The following is a 24,806-nucleotide window of genomic DNA, read 5'->3' on the forward strand; positions in this document are numbered from 1 at the left end:
TTATCTCGGAGAGTTAATTTAAAGAAATTAGGTGAAATGATGGATATCAATCAAACTTCATAATAATAATAAATGGGATGCAACTATGAACCACATCCCGTTTTGTATTAATGTGCTTTCCTGTTTTTAACTAGGTTTATCATTGTATTGGCCAAAACTTGCTTTTCATTCTCATCTGCCGAATGCCATAGATCAGCTAGTAGTCTTTGCTCACCGTTTTTTGGTTCTACATTAGCTGCCAAGTAGTCTCCAATTTCAGCTGCTACTGTACTCATTACTCCTTCGTTCATTCCATTTTCTTCTGCCTGTTGAAGGCGGTTACCTAGAAAATCTTTCCACGACTCAAAATTATCAAGTACTGACATAGCTTTTCCTCCTTAGTAATTTAGGAGCGCTTATATCTTGTTACGAAACAAAATCCTCCCTATGGAAGAAATATTATTTTTGAATCGCAAGTGGATAAAAATCAGCTCTTGATTCTTATTGTGTAGATATTTTACATAATTATACGTGTGTTATCATTTATCAATTCTTTTAAAGGTTAAACCGTTAATTGAGCATAAAAAGGGAAAAATTCAAATATTATTATGACCTAAGTGATGTATTAAGATGAACAACTATTGGTTTAACGAAAAGATTATTAATAATGCCAAACATTTCAGACGGACGATAAGCGGAACGTACTAGAATTATTCACCAACCACAAATTAAACATGATTGAAGTTTCACTTTATTAATACCCTTTTCTCTAATCTAAGCTATATATACCATTCAAATTCGTTCAATTTTCCGATATACTAGATTCATACATAAGCAGAGGAGATTGATAAAAATGGGTAAAAGGCAGCGTAAGATTTGTACATACATGATAATTTTACTTTTCGGTATGCTTCTGCCAATTACGAGCCATGGTGATGAGGTAGAAGTTGTTAGTGAGCACGGAGAGAGACAGACAAATATCAAATTATTGGACGCAGAACAATCAATGAAACGTTTTACTTTTGATTCAGGCTATGACTTTGAATATCCTGATGCGGTACGTGGAATTTATGTAACCGGCAATTCAGCAGGTGGCAGTCGGTTTGAATCATTAGTAGGTTTAGTTGATAGGACAGCATTAAATGCGATGGTCATTGATATTAAAGAAGATCATGGTAATTTAACATTTAAACCAGAAGAAGGCTCACCATTTGCAGATATAGCTATGAATTATATTTCAGATCCAGAAGCAATGATGAAAATCCTGGAGGAAAAGCAGATTTATCCAATTGCTAGAATTGTAGTTTTCAAGGATTCTGTGCTTGCCAAGAAAAGACCAGACCTATCCTTTACTGAAAATGGCAAGGTTTGGGTGAATAATCGAGGGGAAGCATTTGTTAATCCCTTTGAGCAAGAAGTTTGGGAGTATAATGTAGAAATCGCCAAAATGGCAGCTAAAATGGGTTTCGAGGAAGTTCAATTTGATTATGTGCGCTTCCCAGAAGGCTTTGAAAAGAAGGATGGGGAGTTACAGTATTCGCAAGGTGAGTATGCAGATGTAAATTTAACGAACGTAAAAAAACGGGTGGAAGCAGTATCTAACTTTGTCGCATTTGCAAAGGAAGAGTTGAAGAACTATGATGTTGACGTTTCAGTTGATATCTTTGGTTATGCTGCGACCATAGAAGAGGCACCGGGAATAGGACAAAATTTCTCAAGAATCGCGGAGAATGTTGACGTCATATCATCGATGATCTACCCGAGCCACTGGACGACCGGTTATTTTGGTCTAGGACTTCCAGATGAAGAGCCGTATCGTCTTGTTAAAGAGTATTCCAACGTTGAGAATGAAGTTCTTGGTGCATTAGAAATCCCACCAGTATCAAGACCTTGGCTACAAGATTTTGAAGCCCCGTGGTTATATAGTGGAGCAACAAAACAATATGGTAAAGCAGAAGTCGAGGCTCAGATAAAGGCGTTGTATGAGAGTGGAATCGATGAATTTCTACTATGGAATGCAGGAAATAAGTATACAGAAAATGTGGATTATCTAATTGGCAAGTAAAATATCGTTATACGTATTATGAATACGGTATGTTAGGAGATTTATGATGAACTGGTATGAGAAGCTGAATGAATATTTTCCAATTGAAGAAATGAAATCAAAGAAGCATATGGAGTTGCTGTTAGAAGATCCGAATGGCTTTTATCAAAAGGATGAGGGTTCAGAACATGTGATGATATATGCGGAGTTCGATACTTGTATCTTTGTTGATTATTTGTGGGTGGCAGCGGAATCAAGAGGACATGGAACCGGCCATAAATTGATGGATAAGCTAAAGCAAAAGATGAAGCCAATTTTACTGGAAGTAGAGCCAATTGATCCGAATGTAATAGATACGAATAGAAGACTTAATTTCTACCAAAGAGAAGGATTTAAACATGCAAAGTCAATTATTTTCCTAAATCATTCTTTTCAAACAAAAGAAATTGCTCCACTGGAAATATTGTATTGGTCGCTTGAAGATGAGAAACAGGGCTTTATTTTTGAACAGATGAAGAAAATTTACCAATCTGTCCATATTTATAAATCATTAGAGATTTATGGCCGGGAATTCGGCGATGTTGATGAGGTTTTACAGCTAGATGAAAATCGAAATACTAGAGACCTATTAACGGTATAATTTTAATAAACAAACCTTACCAAAAAGAGGCAGTACTAAAAGTCTTTCTCAATTAATTTCAATTTCGGTGTTTAAATGAAAATACTTTAGGGTAAGTTACTTAGTATGAAGAGACATTTGCCAACCAATACGAAGGATTTTGGAAAAAATCTAATATTTATTGAGTAAAACCTACCTTTTACTTGACAAATGTAGTATACTATAAGATATAGGTTATTTAAACTTATTTTAATTTAAGAATGGAATAAGTTAACCCATGTTTTATTGAAGTAACATATATACTTTAGAATGAGGAGTGAAGTTTTAATGGTAACACTTTATACCTCACCAAGTTGTACATCTTGCAGAAAAGCAAAAGCATGGTTAGAAGAACATGATATCCCATTTAAGGAACGTAATATTTTTTCTGAAGCCCTTTCTTTAGATGAGATTAAGGAAATATTACGCATGACTGAAGATGGAACTGATGAGATCATTTCAACACGTTCGAAGGTATTTCAAAAATTGGATGTAAATATTGATCAATTACCGATGAAAAATCTATTCAGTTTAATTCAGCAAAATCCTGGCTTATTAAGAAGACCAATCATTCTTGATGAAAAACGTCTGCAAGTAGGCTATAACGAAGATGAGATTCGTCGATTTTTACCAAGAACTGTTCGTACTTTTCAATTACGTGAAGCACAAAGAATGGTTAATTAGATTTGATTTTTTGTAAACGCATTGATATATTGGAAGAATACAAAACACAGATCCTTTTAGGATCTGTGTTTTGTTGTATCTCGCTCGATTATTACAGTTAAATCTCGTGACAAACAGATGGTAATAGTTTAAAATGGAGCTTTAATATAGTATTAATGGTTGCACATTGATTTATTCGTGTTCATACATGTATAATTTTAAAATTCTATATAGGCATATTAATTTCCAAAATACAGCACACTAACATACAATAACATTAAGTATAGAAATATATGAATGATTAATTATATGGTGTAGCGGGTATCGTTCAATAGAATAATTAGAAAATGGTGAAGTTGTCTCTTCCACCTAACTGTTTATTGCTTCAGTAAGTTAACATAAAAAGTTTAGGAAGAACAAAAGCGCAGGAAATTTTTCTACGTGAAGGGAGAGAAAGAATAATGGAGATTGAAAGAATAAATGAGAATACAATAAAGTTCTATATTTCTTATATCGATATTGAAGATCTTGGATTTGAAAGGGAAGAGATTTGGTATAATCGGGAACGAAGTGAGCAGCTCTTCTGGCAAATGATGGATGAAGTGAATTATAAGGAAGATTTCAGTGTTGAGGGTCCGTTATGGATTCAAGTTCAAGCAATGGAAAAAGGGTTGGAAATCGTTGTTACTAAAGCTAAACTTAGTAAGAATGGAGAGATCCATGCCGATGATTCCTTTGATGAGGAAATGATTGAAACAATACTGGAAGATAAATTTGGTAAAAATGTGGAGCATATTGATGACGATGATGATGAGGAAGACATGTCGGAAGAAACATTATGGATCATTGTTGATTTTAATGATTTTGAAGATGTGATTCAATTGAGTCATTATTTCCAAGACTTTACAGAAGAAGCAGATGATGCACTTTACCATTATAATGATAAATATTATTTATATATTGGTTTCTCTCAGGATTTACTCGATGACAATGAGCAGGAGAATATCATCAGTCAAGTTTTGGAATTTGCCAACGACTCTGATATGTCAATTCACTATCTCGAGGAATATGGGAAGACCATATTCGAATCAAATACATTTGCACAGGTTCGCTCTTATTTCCCACTACAGGCATAGACACACTTAAAAACTAAGGGTGTCTATTTTTTTGTTCTTCTTGCAGGAATTTGTCTATCTCTGTCGAATTATATTATTAACGGAGGTGAGTCTGTGCTACAAGCTAATACAGCAGAAGGAAATGCTATTACATTGGCAATGTTGTCACGAGCAGAATTGAGAAAATTAAAGGAGCAGCAGCTAAACTTCTATTGTCCTATTTGCAAAGGACAAGTAGTAATGAAGGTTGGATCCAAGGTTATTCCGCATTTTGCACATCGATCCATTAATGATTGTCCTGCAAGTGAAGGTGGGGAAGGGAAGTATCATGAACAAGGAAAATTATTATTATATAAATGGTTGAAAAGCCAAATGCTACATGTTGAATTAGAAGTGTATCTTCCGGAAATTAATCAACGGCCAGATCTTCTGTTAACCATAAATAATCGAAGAATTGCAATTGAATACCAATGCTCAAAAATTCCAATCGAGCAGGTAAAGAAGCGGAACGATGGGTATAAGGAAATCGGAATTATCCCGATTTGGATATTAGGGGAGAACCGCTTGAATCGGCAAACGGCAAATTATTTCAAACTAGATCAGCTTACACTACAACTAACACATCAATTTACTTCGAATTTACCACTAATTATCTACTACTTCTGTCCAATCACTTTATCATTCATCATGATTCAAAATCCATTTCAGACTAGGATAGGTCAAGCAATAGGGAAATTTAAAGTAATGCCCTTAACGAAGCTCAATATAAAGGATCTTTTTATTATTGATACCTTCACCCACTATGAGTTGTATCAGCATTGGAAGAAAGAAAAGATAAAATTTCGAACAATGCAGCGGAAAAAAATATATGGGCAGGAATTAGCGTGGTACCAGTGGTTATATTTAAAAGGAACCCACCTTGAAAAGTTGCCATCAATTATCCACTTACCAATTGCCTCCCAATATCGAATGTTATCCCCGACCTGGAACTGGCAAAGTAGAATTTGCATTGATCTTCTAGAACGAATCCCAATCGGCAGCACATTCTCACTCCGTTCCTGTGAATTTCTTCTAAGAAAACAACTTCAATCATTAAGAAATTACCCGTTAATCTATTCGAATGACCATCCAATCAAACAGTATTTTAATCTTCTTGAGCAATTGAGCATCATAAGAAAAGTTTCTGGGCTAACGTATCAGAAATTAACTTCGCTTACCTTTCATGAACATGTTGAATTAGCGCTAATTGGTGATTTAGAGGTGATTAACCAATTAGCACTTATCCATAAATAATAAAATCCAGCCAATATAAACGATAAGAATGAGCAAAAAACGAGCATGAAACGAATATACTTCGATATACTAACTAAATGGGGGATTTTAAAGGATTTTTGAAATAAATCTCGAATTAATATTGGTAGAGCAAAATAAGGAGGAACTGTAATGGCAAAATCGACAAAAGAGTTACCAAAGCGAAGTGAAATATCTGAAGCATTAACATGGAAATTAGAAGATATATTTGCGAGTGATGATCAATGGTCTGAGGAGTTAAAGAGTTTGCAAACAGCAATTCCTGAAGTATCGAAATATCAAGGAAAATTGGCTGAATCTGCGGACATGCTATTTGAATTATTGAAGCTTCAAGATGCGCTCTCTGAAAGACTAGGGAAGCTATATACATATTCGCATATGCGATATGATCAGGACACAACAAATTCATTTTATCAAGGCATGAATGCACAAGCAGAAACCGTTCTTACTTTAGCATCAAGTACAATGAGCTTCGTTGTACCGGAGATACTTGCGATGGACGAAGGGAAAATCGATACTTTCTTAAAGGAAAAACAAGAATTAAACTTATATAAGAAAGTGTTAGACGAAATTACTAGACAGCGTCCACATGTGTTAAGTGAACGTGAGGAAGTATTACTCGCCGAAGTGTCTGAGCCACTTGGATCTGCATCGCAGACGTTTAGTATGTTAAATAATGCTGATCTAACGTTCCCATCAATTAAAAATGAAGATGGGGAAGAGGTTGATTTAACGCATGGTAGATACAGTAAATTCTTAGAGTCGAAAAATCGCCAAGTACGTAAGGATGCCTTTACAGCGATGTATCGTACATATGGAAATTTCAAGAATACGTTCGCATCCACACTTAGTGGGAATGTCAAGGTCCACAACTTCTCTGCAAAGGTACGCAATTATGATTCTGCAAGACAAGCAGCATTAGATGATAATAATATACCTGAATCTGTTTACGATAACTTAGTTGAGGCAGTAAATGAAAAATTACCACTGTTACATCGCTACACGAAGTTACGTAAGAAAGTATTAGAATTAGACGAATTGCATATGTATGATCTATACACATCACTTGTTCAGGATCTAGATATGAAGGTTTCCTATGATGAAGCAAAAGAACACGTACTGAAAGGGTTAGCACCACTTGGTAGCGAATATAGTGAAATCCTTAAAGAAGCTTTCGACAGTCGTTGGATTGATGTCGAGGAGAATAAAGGGAAACGTAGTGGAGCATATTCTTCAGGTGCATATGGTACAAACCCATATATCTTGCTAAACTGGCAAGATGATGTAAACAATACGTTCACATTAGCACATGAGCTAGGACATTCGGTTCATAGTTATTATACTAGAAAATCACAGCCATTCCGTTATGGTAATTATTCTATCTTTGTTGCAGAGGTAGCATCTACATGTAACGAGGCATTGCTCAATGAATATTTAATCAATAATCTTGAAGACGAAAAACAAAAGCTATATATTCTAAATCACTTCTTAGAAGGCTTCCGTGGAACAGTATTCCGTCAAACAATGTTTGCTGAATTTGAACATGATATCCATGTTCGGGCACAAAATGGTGAAGCATTGACGGCAGACAAATTAACGGAAATTTATTATGAGCTAAATAAAAAATATTATGGGGAAGCAGTTGTCTCTGATGAAGAAATCGGTTTGGAATGGGCACGTATTCCACATTTTTACTATAACTATTATGTGTATCAATATGCGACAGGTTATTCTGCTGCAACATCACTAGCAAACCAAATATTAACAGAAGGGGAGAGTGCGGTTGAACGCTATCTTAACTTCTTAAAAGCTGGAAGCAGTGATTTTCCAATAGAAGTACTGAAAAAAGCAGGTGTTGATATGACATCGAAGCAACCGATTTTAGATGCTCTCGATGTATTTGAAGAAAAGCTTAATGAAATGGAAAAATTATTAATTGGATAACCCTGTTTTCTAAAATTGAAGTAGACTTAGTAAATGAGGGGCTGACATTATGTCAGCCCCTCATTTACATACAAATACCTTTTATCCGAATTAACTGGCTGTAGGACCCCCGCTTTATGAAGTTGCACTTTATATTGTGATCAAAACAACTGAAAAAAAGTGAACTTTTTGTGAAAATATGCACATATTTATTGTGTTATATGATAGAACTTGATATAATAAGTTTGTAAGTTAATTACAAACAAAAACCCCTTTTGTTTGATCATGAAACTTTCTCCCATCCCCCTTTGTTATATACAAAGAACGGAAAAAAGGATATACGCTGCCCCGTATACCCTTTTTTTATTTCAACTTTTAGAAGCACCTCAGTGAGCAATGCCTCAACGTTATATCTGGCATATCATTCATCATCTCATCCTACGATAAATATTTCGATGTGTAAAAGAATATACGGTTAAATAAATCGAAATAAATAATAATGGCAATGTGAAATAAAGAGGAATAAGCTGCATAAGACCTAAAATATTTAAAGCAAAGGAAAACAATGTTAAAAAAAGAAAAAGAAAAGGATACAGGCTTTCCATAAAATCACCCTCCTGTTGTCAGTATATGAAATATAAAAGTGGAATAGAAGTGAACATTTTGTGAAAATATGCACATATTTATTGTGTTTTATCATAGAACTTGATATAATAAGTTTGTAAGTTAATTACAAACAAAAACCCCTTTTGTTTGATCATGAAACTTTCTCCCATCCCCCTTTGTATTTATACAAAGAACGGATAAAAGGATATACGCTGCCCCGTATATCCTTTTTTTATTTCTTAAGCTATAAAAAAAAGCCTTAATAATTCAAGGCTGGGTTTCTTAACTGATATATTTCCAGAAGGATCCATATTTTACAGGGATTCTTTCTACTTTACGGGAAAATTGCAGTTTTTTCATTTCTTTTTCAGTTTTTACCATCGTCCAGTTATAGACGATAGAAATTTCTTTACTACCAACAACCTCATAATGCTTAATAAATTCTTCTAATGGCGGTTTCTCAGATGGAATCGGGCTTCGCTGTAACATTTCTTGTAGTACTAATTCATAAATTTCATAAGGATAAAGTCCAGATACTTTAATACCTTGTTCATCCACTGCTTGATTAAATAAAACAATGGTCGGGATATAGTCAACTTCCATTTCCTGCGTTAATTTAATATCATCCTGTAATGCTTTCTTTGCTGAGGTAGAATAAAGATCCACTTCAAATTCATCTATATCAAGCTTTGCTTCCTTGGCGATTTTGATGAGAACTTCTTTATCTGAAATATTTTGTTTCATTAAAAACAGGCTTTCTTGCAATCTCCGCAGAAAAACCCTACCAGCTCTCTTACCTTGTAACTCCGCTGCCTTAATCGCTAAGGAGGCGATGGTTGGAAAATATACAGGGTTCTCTAACCATAAATCTCCATCACAGCTCATACCTGTACGCATTGCTGTACGTTCCCAGATTTCCTTTAGTTTCCTTGGCTGTCCAAAGGTATCCTTTGACATTGAATTTAATAATCCTGTGACAATTGGACGTACTGTAAAGAAGCGTCCATATTCCATTGCAAGCTTCCGTAAATATGGTTCCAATGACCAGCATTCAGGACAAAGGGGGTCAATGAAAACATACATTTCAATCGGTTTTTGTACTAGATTTAAATAGCTATAGTTTGCCGATGTGCTTGTATTATTTGAGCCATTAAGCTCAGATTGATTCCAACTCACATCGAATTCTCCTTTCTTTTATTCTGATGTATTCATCATGTGGTTAGCGGTAAGGGTGATTCTTTCGAGTATTGCAGTACGATATGTTTCGGCAATCTCGACGTCATGTAGTGCACCTTCCAAGCATTCTAACCAAGCATTTCTTCTTGTTGGTGTTATTTCAAATGGAAGATGCCGTCTTCTTAACATTGGATGGCCACGTTCTTCCTCATATAGCCTAGGTCCACCAAAGAATTGTACGAAAAATAGTAATTGTATTCTTGCCGTTTCTGTTAAATCTTCAGGGAAAATTGGCGTTAAGTCGGAATGTTGGGCAACACGCTCATAAAAAGCAGTATTTAATTGATCAACTGCATCATATCCACCGATTGCTTCATATATAGTTCCATCATTAGCTGTTGTCATAGTACAGTTCACCTCACATTGATTATATTGTATCAATCGAACTATAGATGAGCAACAAATCTGATTGGGATCTAGTCAATACTTCCTATTTTGGTAAAGAATTAAAAAAGCGTTCAATCTTATTTGGAGTTTGTTTTTTTGAAATATTATATTCGGCTAAGATATTTAGAAATGTTTCTAAACCAACATCCTTATTTTGCGCTTCTAATTCAAATTCATAATCTGTTTTTCCATTATAATTACTAATATCTAATACAATTAAAACGTCTTTATACTGTGCTTCGCGCCGTTCTGTTGTTAGGCTTCCATAAAAGCTTAAGGATTCAAATGCGATTCCTTTTTTGAGTAATTGCTTCGAGATATGCTCTTTTGATATGATCTTGCCGTTTAGCCAATCAGTTGCTTCTTGTTTCGTTAATTCATCATGGGTTTCAAGCAGACCAAGTTCATGTGGTTCCTTTAATGTCAGACGATACTTACCATTCTTCTCCCTGATTCGGAGGGCACAGCCATTCTCTTTTAGTTGGAAATTTTTTGTTTCAAAATAATAATTGGTTTGTACTTCACTATATTCAGGGAATGGTAAATTATCCAACAATCGTTGAAATTCATCCATCGTTAGCAAGTTTTTATATTCAATTTCAATTTCCTGTGCCATGTTTTGTTACGGCCTCCAGTATTAATAAAATTAGGTACTATTGATTATGGCTAAAAATAATAAAATATGCAATGAATAACCATTCTAATAGTAGTATGTTAAAATAATATAAGCTATAATTTGAATGGATATAAGAGGTGTAAGCGAATGAATTGGGTAGAATTTCTAGCCCCATACAAACAAGTTGTTGAAGAATTAAAAGTAAAATTAAAAGGAATGCGTCCGCAATTCGAATTTGAGTCCAGTCACTCGCCTATTGAATTTGTAACTGGTAGGGTGAAACCGATACCAAGCATTGTTGAAAAAGCGAAGACGAGAGAGATTTCTCCAGAAAATATCGAAAAGGAGCTCCAAGATATTGCTGGTCTACGTGTCGTATGTCAATTTGTTGATGATATATATACTGTTGTTGATATGCTACGAACAAGAAACGATTTTACCATTGTTGAAGAGCGGGATTATGTTACGAAAAAGAAAAAAAGTGGCTACCGCTCCTATCATATGATTATAGAATACCCGGTAGAAATGATTCATGGAAGAAAGATGGTACTAGCCGAAATTCAAATTCGCACCTTAGCAATGAATTTCTGGGCGACAAATGAACACTCATTAAACTATAAATACGACGGAAGAATTCCGACTGACATTAAAGAGCGATTGCAAAATGCTGCAGAAGCAGCATTTAAATTAGATGAAGAAATGTCGAAAATCAAACATGAAATTCAAGAGGCGCAATGGATTTTTCACAGGAAATAAAAAAATAAGCTAAACTTAGGGGATGACTTACTTGAAATTCAAGATTATTTCAAAAGGTGATAACCGATCCAATAGAATTAAAGAGACGATGAAGCAATATTTAACAGATTTTAATTTAGTTTACGACAAGGAGGAGCCAGATCTTGTCATATCAGTTGGCGGTGATGGTACGTTTTTAGAGGCGTTCCACCGATATGTCCATCGTTTAGAATCTACTGCTTTTATCGGCGTACATACAGGACACTTAGGGTTTTATGCGGATTATTTACCAAATGAAATCGAGAAATTAGTCATTGAAATCGCGAAAACACCTTTCCAGGTTGTAGAATACCCACTTTTAGAAGTGACGATTCGTTCTAAAACAGGGGAGAAAGAAGATCGTTTTCTTGCATTAAATGAAGCGATGATTAAGACAATTGAAGGATCGGTAGTACTTGATGTAGAGATCAAGGGTGAGCATTTTGAAACCTTCCGTGGTGATGGGATATGTGTATCAACACCTACAGGAAGTACAGCGTATAATAAAGCGTTAGGTGGTGCGATTTTACATCCTTCGTTAGAAGTAATCCAATTAACAGAAATGGCATCGATTAATAATCGTGTATTCCGTACCATTGGCTCTCCACTTGTTTTACCAAAGCACCATCCATGTAAATTAAAACCAATGGTTGATAGTAGTTTTATCATCGCAATCGACCATTTTACAAAGAATTTTACAAATGTCCATTCGATACATTGTCATGTAGCAAAAGAGAAGGTTCGCTTTGCGCGGTTTAGACAATTTCCGTTTTGGAATCGGGTTAGGGATTCATTTGTAGCAGAGGATAAGAATTTAATTGAATGAGGTTGAGTCGGGATGAATTGGGTAATCACAAAGGAACATCATGGAATGATTATCCGTGATTTTCTGCAAATGAATCAAGCATTTTCAAGAAGAATGCTCACAACAGTAAAGAAGGATGAACGGATACTAGTTAATGGGACACCGCAAACGGTTCGCTTTTGTTTGACGGAAGGGGACTATTTAGAGGTTCATTTACCAAAGGAAACGATTGGAGACAATATGGTTCCAGAGGAAATGGAGCTAGAAATCGTCTATGAGGATGACGCCTTAATCGTCCTAAATAAACCAGCAGGCATTGCTACAATTCCATCTCGACATCATCCAACTGGAACGATTGCAAATGGAGTATTAGCATATTATGCTAAAAATAAAATCCCATATACAATTCATGTGGTTACGAGACTGGATAGAGATACGTCAGGACTATTATTAATAGCGAAGGATCGATACAGTCATTCCTTGCTTTCTACATCGCAAAAGCAAGGAAAAGTCAAGCGCAAATATCAAGCAATTGTCAGCGGTCACTTGGAACAAAAGAATGGAACAATTGATGCACCAATTGAACGAAAAGAAGGTTCCATAATTGAACGTGCGGTAATTGAAACTGGAAAAAGGGCGGTCACACACTATAGCGTACTGAAAGAGTACGTGGATGCAAGTCTAGTTGAAATGGAACTTGAAACAGGACGAACCCATCAAATCCGGGTGCATTTATCCCATATAAATCATCCTCTGCTGGGGGATGATTTATATGGAGGAAGCATCGATAGAATAAAGCGTCAGGCATTACACTGTGTTGAAGTCAGTTGCGAGCATCCATTTACAAAGGAAATAATCAGGCTTAGGTCCACCCCTCCCGATGATATGCTTGATATAATCGGGAACTTAGAAAACGCTAAGTAAAGTAACTGAATTTATCTTCCATCAATGGCTGTTTTGACGGAACAGAGACAATTGCTTCCTCAGGCAAGCGGAAAGCCGTCAATGCATTACCGAAAACACAACCAGTATCAATATTAATCGTCTTATTTACTATTCTCGGTTTTTTCACTGGAGTATGTCCATAGATTATCCACTGGGTTCCATGATAATGCTTTGCCCAATCGCGGCGAATCGGACGACCATCTGCATCAAACTGTCCAGAGATATCACCATAAAGGACAAAGGTCTTCACCCTTTTGTCAGTTCGCCCAATCAACTCTTCTTTGATACCAGCGTGAGCTATAATCGCATTTGCTTCTGGGACTTGCAGATACAACGGGGCCTGGTCATAGAGAGTCATAAACATTTCCATTATATTCTGTTGCTCGTTTCTTGGTAAAGCGACATATTCGGCAACCGTTGTTTCTAGACCATAACGATGAAGTACATTATTCCCGAGGAAAAAACGATATAATTTATTGCAATGATTTCCAGGTACATAGTTTGCCTTATGATGGACAACAACCATTTTGTATACGAGCTTAATAACAGAAATTGAATCTGGACCACGGTCGGTAATATCACCAACGAAAATGGGTATCCTACCATCTGGATGAACAAAGATATCATTCTTCAGATCGTAACCTAGCTTATCGAATAGAGAGCAAAGTTCCTCCATACAGCCATGTACATCGCCAATTATGTCAATTTTCATTAGTATTCACCTCTTCTTTTTAAAACTAGGCTGGCGGAAAGTCATTTGCTATCGCCTCAGTTGCAATTATATTGTATACTTACCTATCAAAAAAACGATTGCAATGCAAATCGAATTAGCTTAATATATTGCACGTAGCTTAAATCGAGTTAGGATTGAAATAATGTCTATATTTATAGTAATTATACACCAAATAATCGATTATTACTCCTCATGAATGCTTGGGAGATGTTTGATAAAGGCATAAAATGGGAATATCATTAGTTGTTGTTTTAGCAGTAACGCGATTACCTATGCAAGGCTGAAATAGGAGAGAGCATGTTGCACTTAGCAGTAGAAAAGGAAGTGATCACATGGAGGATACACACAAGAACTATGAGGATCAATATGAGGAAAAATATCAAGAGCATTGGATGAAGATTGAAACAGCACTAGAGAATGAACAATTAGATGAATTTAGAGAACAGTTTTTAGTAATACATCCATACGATCAAGCGATGTTCTTCATCGAGCAATCAAAGGAAAATAGATTGATTATTTATTCCTATTTATCTCCGGAAGAAATTGCAGAAATTATGATAAATATCGAATTGGAAGATACAAAACAGTATTTCATCGAGATGGATCCAAGATTCGCTGCAATGGTTTTCTCTGATATGCCTGCAGATGATTCAGTAGATATATTAAATGAAATGAATAAAGAGGAAGTTGCAAGCTTCTTAACAATAATGGACAAAGAAGCGGCAGATGAAATTAAACAGTTACTCCATTATGAGGAGAAAACCGCCGGAAGTATTATGACGACGGAATATGTTGCAGTATTCAAGGCGCAAACAGCAGAACAGGCAATGAAGCATTTGAAGAAAGAAGCACCTGGCGCAGAAACGATTTATTATTTATATGTACTGAATGATGACAAACAGTTGGTTGGTGTTCTATCTTTACGTGATTTAATTATTGCAAATGAAAGTACAATGATAGAGGAAATTATGAGTGAAAAAATTGTCGCAGTTTCTGTCGGTAAGGACCAAGAAGAAGTTGCACAAATGTTTAGAGATTACGATTTCCTTGCACTACCAGTTGTAGATTTCCAGAATCATCTATTAGGAATCATTACGGTCGATGATATTTTGGACGTTATGGAAGAAGAGGCAAGTGAGGATTATTCCAAACTCGCGGCTATATCAGATAAAGATCAACCTAGTGATACAGCTTTTTCCTCCGCTAGAAAACGATTGCCTTGGTTAATTATTCTGCTATTTTTAGGAATGTTTACTGCAACATTAATTGGTCAATTTGAAGCGACATTAGAAAAAGTTGCTGTATTAGCAATTTTCATTCCATTAATTGGTGGTACAGCGGGAAATGCAGGAACACAAGCATTAGCAGTAGCTATTCGTGGACTTGCTACGGGAGAATACGAAAAACAAGGGAAAATGAAATTAATATTACGTGAGGGTGGAACAGGGTTAATTACGGGAACAGTAAGTGGCATTGTTATTATGTTTATTATTTATTTTTGGAAAGGCGATCTTTTCTTAGGAATGCTTGTAGGTGTTTCGATTATGGTATCCTTGACCGTTGCAACCCTTGCAGGAACACTTGTACCAATGATTATGGACTCGTTTAAGATTGATCCAGCAGTGGCATCTGGACCATTTATTACAACGATTAATGATATTATTTCCATTTTAATCTATTTTGGCTTAGCAACAACGTTTATGGCATATTTGATTTAGGCACTCGCCTTTCCTGCTCACAAATAAAAACTGGGTTCATATACTAGTTTAGTGGATGAGAAAGGAGAAATGAACCATGAGTGATAAGAAATTTGCAAACGAGCCAATGCTTTATATTCAGCAACCAAGTATTAGTAGACCGGCTGCACCGATGCAGCATCAATACACATCACCAAAACGACGCAAAGATGTAATCAGTTCGGAATCAACTGCAGATACACAATTGAAATCTGCTGCTGCACCACGCAAAAGGGTTAAACATAATACTTTCCAGCAACAATTGATGGGGAAAACGGTTGACAATCTTGAAGAAACAATCGATCAAGAGCCGGTTCAGGAAAAGGTTGACGAAGTAAAAGAGCAAGCCACACAGAATCGAAAAAAGCAATTTAAAGAGATGACACTTCAAGAAAAAGCGTTGTATTTAGCTGACTCGCCAACCTTTGCACCAAAAGTAAAATGCGAAGTTAAAACAAATGAACAGTCACATCGAGGAATCGTAACGGATTTTAAAGATGATACGGTATTTATGCAAGTAGGTAGAAGAACAACGTTAACCTCTATCCCATTTGCAGATATTACAGAAATTCGAATGATTAGCTTTTAAATGGAACAATAAAAGCTCAAGCGCTGGAATTGACTTAAGAAATGTTTATTCTTCCCGATACTATTAGAAAACTAAGGTTTAACCAAGCCTTTAGGTGACAGCCTTAGTTGCACCTACCTAGTAAAAAAACACCATGATATGGGCTAACCCAATTCATGGTGTTTTTATATATATTTAATTAGTTGAATGCGTTAATTGCTGGTAGGCATGTGACGTGGCAGAAGCAGTTTAAATCAACCGTAATGCAAATGCCAGTAGCTTCTAGGTCTTTTGTGCTTTGATCTGTTGGATCTTTCAAATGGTCATGCCCGCAAGTTTCACCATCTGATAATAATAATTCAAGAACGGCACAATTGTCGTCAAATACTTTTTTCACTCGGAAAATGAAGCTGGCTACAATTTCACCAATTTTGTGATGGTCTTTCGGTGCACCAAATCCTTTAAATGGCGAGCCGTCTCTATTATATAGAATAATTGGAACGGTATCTAATCCATTTCCTTTTTCTGACTCACCTAGTAAATCATTAATTGACTGTTCACAACCAGTATCACAGCAATTTTCTACGATGTCATTTTGAGCTTCGACTATCTCTTTAAGAATATCAGCGACACAGCTCCCTGTATCGAAATCTTTTCCACAACCCATGTGTAATTACTCCTTTCAAAAATGTATTGACTTTCTTTAATACAATATGTGGGACGACATGGATGGTGTGGGCATCTACATATATTTCAGCAGAAAATACCCATATGCGAAAGATTTTCATTAAAGGGCGGATGACTATATCTATTTGGGATAAGTATCATAAACTAATATCGACTAATGGAAGGAGTGTGGGGATATGTCTGATAATAAGCAAGTGATTCATGTGAAAGATTTAGTGATAAAAGCTGATAATGTCATTATTGAGAATTCGCATCGACGGGACCCTTTATTTGGAAATCATAGAGAGCGTCGGAATGAAGAGAGAGTATCAGAACACAATGAACAACAGGAACATCACGAGTCAAATAACCATCATCGCGAGGAAGAAAGTGAAGCTAGAAGGGAAAGAAGACCTTTTTGGTTTTAATAAAGAAGTAACTATTGAGCTTCCCTATCATAAATAATGGCAGCGAATGGGTGTAAGTATAATTGATCAGAGCAGCTGAATTGAGCTGCTCTCTGTTTTTATCCCAACATGTAATGGGGTGTATGGCTTTACCCTTAAATAAAGTATCACTCTATGATTCGGAAAGGAGGAGCATAAATGGAAGAACCGAATATTCCGTGGCTAAAACATCTAGCAGACATTGAAAAGCATTTGGAGAAAAATGAGAAATGGTTCCAGCATCCAGAAAAGAAGATGCATACATTTGAAAAAAATGCTACAAATTGGGATAAGGATTTTATTGAGGGAATAAACGCCATCGAGGGAGTCATGAAGGAATTAGAAAAAATGATGGAAGAATAGGCATCATCTTTGGCTTATTAGAGTAAATATTAATAAATTAAACAAAAAACGGACAAATAAAAGCGCTTTCGAACGAAGCGTATAATAAGTAACATCTACGGGGGTGTGAGAAAATGGGATATATACTACCAATTGAAACTTACCAATACAACGATTATCAAAATCGAATTTCAACTGAAAGAAGAAAAGTAAGTTCAATCGACAGTCCATTTAAGGTTGTATTAGAAAAGAAACATCAGGAGTTCGCTAATCAATTTGCGCGAACATCTAGAAGTACCTATCAGACCCCCGAGCAAATAATATCTGATGAAATACTTACCGGAAAGGGCAGATACTTTAGCGGATGGGTATAATATCGGATAAAAAAAGTTGTGGTAAACATATTATTATCCATCGAATCTGTTATGATTTCGATTGATAATCGGAAAGAGAAACAGCTTTTCGCCCTTTATATATTCAGCATAAAATACATCCTCTACACGTTCAAAATCCTGCTCTTTTAATTCTTGAAGGAGCCATTCTTTTGAGAGATTCTTTTCCAAGAGATTATCATAAATAATCTCTCCATCATTAATTAGCATTGTCGATAACGTGACATCCTGTTCGGCTAATTTCATATCCTTTCGACTAGGTGTCTGGAAGGATGATTTTTTCAAAACTGATAATGTCCCATTTGTCTCTAAAATTGCATATTCAACTTCCTGAATGGAGAATACATCCTTTGCTCTTAGTAAATGCTGAAGCTGATTGATATCAAGCTTATTTTTTTTCATTATATCGCGTATTAATTTTCCTTTATAGATAATAATTGATGGGCTGCCTTCAATGAATGCACGAGTCCCTTTGAACTTCTGAGTAATAATTTCAGTAACATACATTAAAGCTCCCCAGAGGAAAACAACAAAGCCGATTTGCAGTATCCCGATATCCGGGTCAAATAATCCATTTCCTACAAGCTCTCCTAACAACAAAGAGGAAATAAAATCAAATGTTGTGATCTGTGAGATCTGTGTTTTGCCAAGCAACTTCGTTAAAACAAACAATGCGATAAAGCCGAAAATCGTATCGGTAAACATTTGAAAATAATTCAACATAGAAGATATACCCCTTATTTGGTAGTTAAGAAAGTATAAAATATTTCTTACTACATAAGTGCAACTAAGGCTTTCACCGAATGGCTTGGGTTAAACCTAAGTTTTCTAAAGTTTCTACCTTAGCTTAACCCGTTCAGGAAGAAATCATTCGTAATGGGCATATAGAAAGAAGGCATTCCAGTTAGATTGGAATGCCTTCTTAATTATAGCTCTTTAATCATCGTAACATGAGGGATTCCAGCATCTAAGAACTCTCCAGACACTGTGGTATACCCCAATTTTTGATAAAAGCCTTCTGCATGTGTTTGTGCATTTAATTTAGCTTTCTTGTATCCTTTGGCGCTGATGGTAGCCTCCATCGCTTCAATCAATTCTTTTCCATGCGATTTTCCACGATAGTCTTTCAAGATGCAAATCCGTTCCAGTTTACCATACTCCTCAACGAAGCGAAGACGGCTAGCTGCAATGGGAGTCATGTCTTCGTAACCAATAAAATGGGTTGCTTCTTCTTCTAGTTCATCAATTTCAATGTCCTCTGATACTTTCTGTTCAAGTACAAAAACTTCCATTCGAACATTGAACGCTTGCTGTAATTCGTTATCTGATTCGATTACTCTGACAATCATACTAATTCCTTTCCAAAAACAAACGTTTCGTACACGGTCCATGATCCATTATCCAATTGGTAGAGTAATTGAAAACGATCAATTTTATCTTCAAATTGGAACTTATCCATATTAAGTCGACCAAAAACATCCGAATATTCATCATTTGTAAGCTTTTGGGCAATTGTAATATGCGGTACAAAGGTATGCTCTCTTTCAATCTTGAATTTACTTTGATGGATTTTACTTTCTAATTCTAGTAGTTCTTTAATAGGTTCTACTTTAAAATAAATGGTATTTGAAACAGGTGTAAATGTACTAACTTTATTAATATTGATGGTAAACGGGTTGGTTTCGTTAGCAATAACCTTTAAATCATGAATTAATCCATCGACCGATTGTTCATCAAATTCAAACGGTTCACCTAATGTGAGATGTGGTGGTATAAGTGAATAATGCGGGTCATACCTTTTACGATAAGAGTTTGCCACGTCTTGGATTGGTTTTGATGGAAAAATTGTAATACCATATTTCATATTAAAGCCTCCTCAATCAAGATATAGTTGTAATCTTTATTTTCGGAACATTTCTAGAATCAAGTGTATTATTATTTATTATAGCAGAGTTTGGAGTATTTTCTAACCTTTAATTAAAGCATTAGTTGAACATTGTAATTAATACACGTTCCATATCCCGTTGCCAATACTTCCAAGTGTGGTCGCCATTTTCTAGTTCATAATAAAAATAATTGGAATTCTTCTCTTGTAATAGCTTGTTTAGTTCGCGGTTCGGCGTTAGTAAGTCTTCCGTTTTCCCATCAGATAGCGCAGCCTCTATCTCAGCAGTACCAATTGTATGATAAATATCAAGCATATCAAGATTTGCTGCATTTTTAACCTTTTGAAGTAATGCTGCATCGACATAAGGTGATTGCATGATTACTTTTCCAAACGTATTAGGATAACGAATCGCTGTTGAAAGGGCGAACGATCCGGCAAGTGAATCGCCAATTAATGCACGAGACCTACCCATTTGCAGGTTAGGGATGATTTCATCAAGCATCGGGATTACTTCGCGAACAATGAAGTTCGTATATGCCTCGTGCTCTTCGCCTTCGAGATGATATTTCTTGCGGCGATCTGCTTTATTTTTATAATGTATGCCCGCAAACACTGTATTCTCAATCTCGCCTTCTGCGTGCAGGCGATCACTAAGTGTTGCAATCCTGCCCATTTGAAAATAATCATTCCCATCCTGCATGATACATAGATTGTATTTATTAAGTGGGGAGAATGATTCAGGCAAATATATCTTTACAGCCTTGGTTTCATTTAAATAACTACTTTGGATTTCTTTCTCAATAAAGGATCCTTTTCTCTCCATCGTATACACCTCGAAAATAGATTACTTTAGCAATAGTTTATCATGATTTATCGGTTTACTCTAATGATTCATTTCCTTCATTCACTAACTGACCCTTATATAGTTGATAATATTGCCCTTTTTGTTCAATAAGGATTTCATGGTTTCCTTTCTCGACGATTTCCCCATGTTCCAGCATAATAATCTGATCAGCATCTTGAATCGTATTCAACCGATGGGCAATCACGAAGCTTGTTCTTCCATACATTAGGCGCTGTAGGGCATCTTGAATTTTTATTTCGGTGATAGTATCGATATTACTTGTCGCTTCATCAAAAATCAGAATGGATGGTTCAGCGATTAGTGCGCGAGCAATTGTTAATAGTTGTTTCTGTCCCTGACTAATCCCACTTCCTTCTTGATCGAGAATTGTTTCATAACCGTTTGGCAGCTGTTTAATGAATTCATGTGCATTCGCATCCATTGCAGCTTGTTCGACTTCTGAATCGGTTGCATCTAGGCGACCATAGCGAATATTATCTCGAATGGTTCCTTGGAAGAGGAAAGATTCCTGCAGGACAAATGCCATATGCTTACGAAGGCTGGAACGTTTAATTTTATTTAATTCATTTCCATCAAGCGTAATACTCCCATCATCATAGTTGTAAAAACGTGAGATAAGATTGACAATCGTCGTTTTTCCTGCGCCAGTATGGCCAACGAAAGCAATCGTTTCCCCTGGTTTTGCTTCAAAGCTAATATTCTTCAATATTGGCGCCGCTTCATATGCGAAAGAAACGTTGTCAAAAATAATATGACCAGTGGTCGATGCAATCTCTGCTGCATCTTGTTCATCATTCTCCTCGGGTGTTTCGTCCATGATATTAAATACCCGTTCAGCACCTGCAACAGCTGAAAGTAGCAAATTAAATTGGTTGGAAAGCTCATTTAATGGTCTAGTGAATTGCCGTGAATATTCAATGAAAATGACAATCATTCCAACTGTTACGAGCGAGGTGTTAATCGACAGGATTCCACCAACTAGAGCAATTAATCCGAAGCTTAAGAAGTTCAATGTGTTCATAAATTTTGGGATAAACCCTGCAATGTTTTGTGCCCAAAATCCTGTCTGTTTCAACCGATTATTTTTCTGCTCGAATTGTTTGATTACTCTTTTCTCCTGGGAATAGGTCTGAACAACATGCTGCCCTGATAAGACTTCTTCAATATAACCATTGATATCGCCCAAATCATTTTGCTGCATTTTGTAAAGCGGTCCTGTTCGCTTTGTAATCCATCTTGTAGCAAAATACATCAACGGGATAATAATCATCGTAACAAGTGTTAAAATAGGGCTTAGCAGCAACATAACAACTACCGTCCCTACTAATGTTAGGATACTGGAGAAAACTTGAATAACCGATGAATTAAGTACGTTATTTACGTTGTCAATATCATTTGTTAAGCGACTCATCAAATTTCCATGTTGTCGTTTATCGAAATATGCGATTGGAAGTCGATGAAATTGGTTAAATAAGTCCTTACGCATATCGAAAACCGTATTCTGTGCAATCCTAATCATCCAGAAGCTTTGTAAAAATAATGACAATGAATGAAAAAGATAAACGAAAAGCAGGCTAATTAACAAGTAACCAAACCCAGAAATCTCCCGTGTTACAATGAATTTATCAATTGCCGTTCCTACCAGGTACGGGCCTAATAAACTTAGTCCAGAGCTAATAGCGACCATTAGAATGACAAGAGATAGTTTCCCTTTTTCTTTAGCCAAATAAGACCAAATTCTGATTAGGGTTTCCGCCATGTTTTTGGCTCTTTTCTGGCCTTTAGTGGATTCTTGATTTATTGGAATCTTCTTGTATTGAAAGGGTGCCTTTAATTCGCTATTCGACATATGTAAACTCCTTTCCAAATTGAGATTCAACAATTTGCTGATAAAGTGAGGAGCTACTTAATAATTCCTCATGTGTGCCAATGGCGAGGATTTTACCTGCATCGAGCAGTAAAATGCGATCGGCAGTACTAGCAGTTGAAATCTTTTGAGTAATAATTAATGTCGTACATTGGTATATTTTGATTGCGTTAAGGAGCTTTGCTTCTGTTGCTAAATCAAGTGCACTTGTACTGTCATCGAGCATTAATATTTTCGGTTTACGGACAAATGCACGGGCAATCGATATTCTTTGTTTCTGTCCACCAGAGAGATTTACCCCTTTTTGACCAACTTTCGTATCATATCGATCTGGCAGTGCCATAATCGTTTCATGGATTTGTGCATCCTTTGCAGCTTGAATTATTTCCTCCATTGTTGCGTTCGTTTTACCCCAGGTGATATTATCTTTGATTGAACCAGTAAATAATAAGGGGCTTTGCGGAACATAACCAATACCATTACGAAGTTGATTTAACTGATAAGTGTTAATTGGTTGATCATCGATAAATATTTTACCTTCTGCCGGGTCATAAAGTCTAGGAATAAGCTGGAATAAAGAGGTCTTTCCAGAGCCTGTAGCACCAATAATGGCTAATGACTCACCAGAATTTAAAGTGAATGAAATATTATCTAGTACCAATTTATCTGCATCAGGATAGGAAAAAGAAACCACACTGTATTCTACTTTTCCTTTAGTAATAGATAAATTCGGTTTTGCTTCTGGTTTATCGCTTAAATCGACTTCAACACGGAAAACCTCATCGATTCGTTCGGCAGATGCCTTCGTACGGGAAAGAGTCATAATAATAAAGGAAAACATGGATATTGACATTGTCACACGTAATGCATAATTAACGATGGTTACAACCTGACCAACATCCGTTTGCCCTGTACCAATCTGTATATTTCCAAACCATAGAATAATGATTAGGCTTACATTCATAACAAAAAGCAGCACCGGCATAGAGGCTTCGATCATTCGAAATGTTGTTTTTGTTGTATTTGCTAAGCTTTCATTTACTTCATCAAATCGTGATTCCTCGTAATCCCGTCGCATAAATGCTTTGATTAATCGCATGCCAACCAGATTTTCTTGCATCACGCGATTGACATTATCAACATTTTGCTGCACCTTCATAAACATTTTACTTGCATACTTCATAATCCATAATAGGAAAAGGATTAGAAGAGGTACTGTTACAAGAAATATGAGTGCTAGTCTAGCGTTTACAATAAATGCCATCGTTACGCCGCCGATAACGGTTAATGGTGCCTTAGCCATGATTCTAAGCGACATAAATACCGTATTTTGAATTTGGCGCACATCGTTCGTAAAACGTGTGACAAGTGCGGATGTTGGGTATTGATTCATATTTTTATAAGAAAAGGATTGGATTTTTTCAAATAATTTCTGTCTTAGATCATACCCAAATGCAAAACTTACATGGGATGAGTAGAATGAATTCGTTATGCCAATGGCGAGCGAGAGGATTGCCAGGCCAAGCATAATGCTGCCCCACATTGTAATATTATTTATATCTTGATTAAGTACCCCATCATTGATCATCTTTCCAAGGAAAAATGGGAGAAGTAGTTCAATGGCTAACTCGGTAAGCATTAAGGAAAAAGCGAAAACCGCGGGGAATTTATATGGCTTTAAAAACGATAGAACATTTCTCACATTGACCCTCCATCACAAATAATGCAATTTTGTTACTATTATAATGGGTTGGAGGGATTTTCGCTAGTTTGTATTTCGAGGGACGAAGTAAATTGTGGGAATGGTTGGAGCAACATTTGGGTTGAGGAATTAATAAATCATCGGTATTTTGTTGTTGACAGAATGGGTGGAAGCTATTATAGTAATAGTTACTTCTTGTTACATATGTTTTCGTATTTTAGTAAAGAACCGGGGGAAATTACATATTACGATCTGATAGTTCAGCGGGAGAATACTTCCTTGACAGGGAAGGGGTCGGGGGTTCGAATCCCTCTCAGATCATCAGTTTCAGGCACATTCCATAATTATGGTGTGTGTCTTTTTTTGTTGTCTTCATTCTATTGTGATAACGTATGAGAATTTGCCCATCTTTGCTTCGTGCTGCATAAAAGGTTATTTACGCCATTTGAAAACATGTAAGTGATGATAAAGAAACGATTAAAAATAAATTCAGTCGGATGCATGAATGTGTTTGTTATGTGAAGACACTTGGAAATGTA

At 36.1% G+C, this 24,806-nt stretch carries 26 protein-coding genes and 1 tRNA gene; 15 read left to right on the top strand and 12 right to left on the bottom strand.

The features are described 5' to 3' along the window. Positions 1-107: 107 nt before the first annotated feature. A complete protein-coding gene (locus CWR48_RS11885) occupies positions 108-365 on the bottom strand; it encodes a DUF3243 domain-containing protein (protein ID WP_115773449.1) in 258 nt (85 codons plus the stop codon). A gap of 467 nt (positions 366-832) precedes the next feature. Between CWR48_RS11885 and CWR48_RS11890 the strand changes: the two genes are divergently transcribed. From CWR48_RS11890 to pepF, 6 genes are all read left to right on the top strand, one after another. Next, positions 833-2,044, top strand: coding sequence for a putative glycoside hydrolase (locus CWR48_RS11890; protein WP_115773450.1), 1,212 nt, complete (start codon positions 833-835; stop codon positions 2,042-2,044). A gap of 43 nt (positions 2,045-2,087) precedes the next feature. Then, positions 2,088-2,663 carry a GNAT family N-acetyltransferase gene (locus tag CWR48_RS11895; RefSeq protein ID WP_342772458.1) on the top strand — a complete coding sequence of 192 codons (576 nt, stop codon included), beginning with the start codon at positions 2,088-2,090 and terminating at the stop codon, positions 2,661-2,663. Between the two features lie 306 nt (positions 2,664-2,969). After that, positions 2,970-3,365 (top strand): transcriptional regulator SpxA, encoded by a 396-nt coding sequence (spxA, locus tag CWR48_RS11900; protein WP_115773452.1) that lies wholly within the window; start codon positions 2,970-2,972, stop codon positions 3,363-3,365. Positions 3,366-3,805: 440 nt separating this feature from the next. Next, positions 3,806-4,480 carry an adaptor protein MecA gene (gene mecA / locus CWR48_RS11905; RefSeq protein WP_115773453.1) on the top strand — a complete coding sequence of 225 codons (675 nt, stop codon included), beginning with the start codon at positions 3,806-3,808 and terminating at the stop codon, positions 4,478-4,480. Between the two features lie 93 nt (positions 4,481-4,573). Next, entirely contained in the window at positions 4,574-5,752 is a 1,179-nt protein-coding gene (locus CWR48_RS11910) for a competence protein CoiA (protein ID WP_115773454.1), read from the top strand. Positions 5,753-5,902: 150 nt separating this feature from the next. Further along, entirely contained in the window at positions 5,903-7,714 is a 1,812-nt protein-coding gene (pepF, locus tag CWR48_RS11915; protein ID WP_115773455.1) for an oligoendopeptidase F, read from the top strand. Between the two features lie 867 nt (positions 7,715-8,581). Here the strand turns inward: pepF and CWR48_RS11920 are convergent. The 3 genes from CWR48_RS11920 to CWR48_RS11930 all read right to left on the bottom strand — a co-directional run bounded on the left by CWR48_RS11920 (position 8,582) and on the right by CWR48_RS11930 (position 10,538). Further along, positions 8,582-9,475, bottom strand: coding sequence for a ClpXP adapter SpxH family protein (locus tag CWR48_RS11920; RefSeq protein WP_115773456.1), 894 nt, complete (start codon positions 9,473-9,475; stop codon positions 8,582-8,584). A gap of 18 nt (positions 9,476-9,493) precedes the next feature. Beyond that, positions 9,494-9,880 carry a globin domain-containing protein gene (locus CWR48_RS11925; protein WP_115773457.1) on the bottom strand — a complete coding sequence of 129 codons (387 nt, stop codon included), beginning with the start codon at positions 9,878-9,880 and terminating at the stop codon, positions 9,494-9,496. Between the two features lie 85 nt (positions 9,881-9,965). Beyond that, positions 9,966-10,538 carry a CYTH domain-containing protein gene (locus CWR48_RS11930; protein WP_115773458.1) on the bottom strand — a complete coding sequence of 191 codons (573 nt, stop codon included), beginning with the start codon at positions 10,536-10,538 and terminating at the stop codon, positions 9,966-9,968. A 147-nt stretch (positions 10,539-10,685) separates the two neighbouring features. Between CWR48_RS11930 and yjbM the strand changes: the two genes are divergently transcribed. The 3 genes from yjbM to CWR48_RS11945 are packed head-to-tail and all read left to right on the top strand — an operon-like array spanning position 10,686 to position 13,041. Then, the gene (yjbM, locus tag CWR48_RS11935) at positions 10,686-11,294 is read left to right on the top strand and encodes a GTP diphosphokinase (protein WP_115773459.1); all 609 of its coding nucleotides are present in this window, start codon (positions 10,686-10,688) and stop codon (positions 11,292-11,294) included. Between the two features lie 31 nt (positions 11,295-11,325). Next, complete coding sequence (locus tag CWR48_RS11940) at positions 11,326-12,138, top strand: NAD kinase (RefSeq protein WP_115773460.1); 813 nt, start codon at positions 11,326-11,328, stop codon at positions 12,136-12,138. 12 nt (positions 12,139-12,150) lie between these two features. Further along, entirely contained in the window at positions 12,151-13,041 is an 891-nt protein-coding gene (locus CWR48_RS11945; RefSeq protein ID WP_115773461.1) for an RluA family pseudouridine synthase, read from the top strand. On the opposite strand, the gene prpE is transcribed toward CWR48_RS11945, so the two are convergent. Beyond that, positions 13,034-13,774: a bis(5'-nucleosyl)-tetraphosphatase PrpE gene (gene prpE / locus CWR48_RS11950; protein ID WP_115773462.1), complete on the bottom strand. Its 741-nt coding sequence runs from the start codon at positions 13,772-13,774 to the stop codon at positions 13,034-13,036. The genes CWR48_RS11945 and prpE overlap by 8 nt on opposite strands. Positions 13,775-14,127: 353 nt before the next feature. Between prpE and mgtE the strand changes: the two genes are divergently transcribed. After that, positions 14,128-15,513, top strand: coding sequence for a magnesium transporter (gene mgtE / locus CWR48_RS11955; RefSeq protein ID WP_115773463.1), 1,386 nt, complete (start codon positions 14,128-14,130; stop codon positions 15,511-15,513). A gap of 76 nt (positions 15,514-15,589) precedes the next feature. Next, a complete protein-coding gene (locus CWR48_RS11960) occupies positions 15,590-16,120 on the top strand; it encodes a CotO family spore coat protein (protein WP_115773464.1) in 531 nt (176 codons plus the stop codon). 178 nt (positions 16,121-16,298) lie between these two features. On the opposite strand, the gene CWR48_RS11965 is transcribed toward CWR48_RS11960, so the two are convergent. Beyond that, the gene (locus tag CWR48_RS11965) at positions 16,299-16,766 is read right to left on the bottom strand and encodes a CotY/CotZ family spore coat protein (protein WP_115773465.1); all 468 of its coding nucleotides are present in this window, start codon (positions 16,764-16,766) and stop codon (positions 16,299-16,301) included. Positions 16,767-16,962: 196 nt separating this feature from the next. Here CWR48_RS11965 and CWR48_RS11970 point away from each other — a divergent pair, with 196 nt between their 5' ends. The 3 genes from CWR48_RS11970 (at position 16,963) to CWR48_RS11980 (ending at position 17,927) form a co-directional block, all read left to right on the top strand. Beyond that, the gene (locus tag CWR48_RS11970; RefSeq protein WP_115773466.1) at positions 16,963-17,193 is read left to right on the top strand and encodes a hypothetical protein; all 231 of its coding nucleotides are present in this window, start codon (positions 16,963-16,965) and stop codon (positions 17,191-17,193) included. 177 nt (positions 17,194-17,370) lie between these two features. Further along, positions 17,371-17,574: a hypothetical protein gene (locus CWR48_RS11975; protein ID WP_115773467.1), complete on the top strand. Its 204-nt coding sequence runs from the start codon at positions 17,371-17,373 to the stop codon at positions 17,572-17,574. 113 nt (positions 17,575-17,687) lie between these two features. Continuing rightward, positions 17,688-17,927, top strand: coding sequence for a hypothetical protein (locus CWR48_RS11980; protein WP_115773468.1), 240 nt, complete (start codon positions 17,688-17,690; stop codon positions 17,925-17,927). Between the two features lie 33 nt (positions 17,928-17,960). Here the strand turns inward: CWR48_RS11980 and CWR48_RS11985 are convergent, their stop codons facing one another. The 6 genes from CWR48_RS11985 to CWR48_RS12010 all read right to left on the bottom strand — a co-directional run bounded on the left by CWR48_RS11985 (position 17,961) and on the right by CWR48_RS12010 (position 24,267). After that, the gene (locus CWR48_RS11985) at positions 17,961-18,668 is read right to left on the bottom strand and encodes a DUF421 domain-containing protein (RefSeq protein WP_115773469.1); all 708 of its coding nucleotides are present in this window, start codon (positions 18,666-18,668) and stop codon (positions 17,961-17,963) included. A 203-nt stretch (positions 18,669-18,871) separates the two neighbouring features. Further along, the gene (locus CWR48_RS11990; protein ID WP_115773470.1) at positions 18,872-19,294 is read right to left on the bottom strand and encodes a GNAT family N-acetyltransferase; all 423 of its coding nucleotides are present in this window, start codon (positions 19,292-19,294) and stop codon (positions 18,872-18,874) included. Next, positions 19,291-19,809 (bottom strand): YjcG family protein, encoded by a 519-nt coding sequence (locus CWR48_RS11995; RefSeq protein WP_115773471.1) that lies wholly within the window; start codon positions 19,807-19,809, stop codon positions 19,291-19,293. The genes CWR48_RS11990 and CWR48_RS11995 overlap by 4 nt, the downstream gene beginning before the upstream one ends. Positions 19,810-19,930: 121 nt before the next feature. Beyond that, the gene (locus CWR48_RS12000; RefSeq protein ID WP_115773472.1) at positions 19,931-20,656 is read right to left on the bottom strand and encodes an alpha/beta hydrolase; all 726 of its coding nucleotides are present in this window, start codon (positions 20,654-20,656) and stop codon (positions 19,931-19,933) included. 55 nt (positions 20,657-20,711) lie between these two features. Beyond that, the gene (locus CWR48_RS12005) at positions 20,712-22,547 is read right to left on the bottom strand and encodes an ABC transporter ATP-binding protein (RefSeq protein ID WP_115773473.1); all 1,836 of its coding nucleotides are present in this window, start codon (positions 22,545-22,547) and stop codon (positions 20,712-20,714) included. Next, entirely contained in the window at positions 22,537-24,267 is a 1,731-nt protein-coding gene (locus tag CWR48_RS12010; protein ID WP_115773474.1) for an ABC transporter ATP-binding protein, read from the bottom strand. Before CWR48_RS12010 ends, CWR48_RS12005 begins: the two co-directional genes overlap by 11 nt. Before the next feature lie 249 nt (positions 24,268-24,516). Between CWR48_RS12010 and CWR48_RS12015 the strand changes: the two genes are divergently transcribed. Beyond that, a tRNA-Val gene (locus tag CWR48_RS12015) sits at positions 24,517-24,588 on the top strand. Positions 24,589-24,806: the final 218 nt, after the last annotated feature.

It is taken from the genome of Oceanobacillus arenosus, from assembly GCF_003369575.1.
In the GTDB taxonomy this organism is placed as follows: Bacteria; Bacillota; Bacilli; order Bacillales; family Amphibacillaceae; genus Oceanobacillus; species Oceanobacillus arenosus.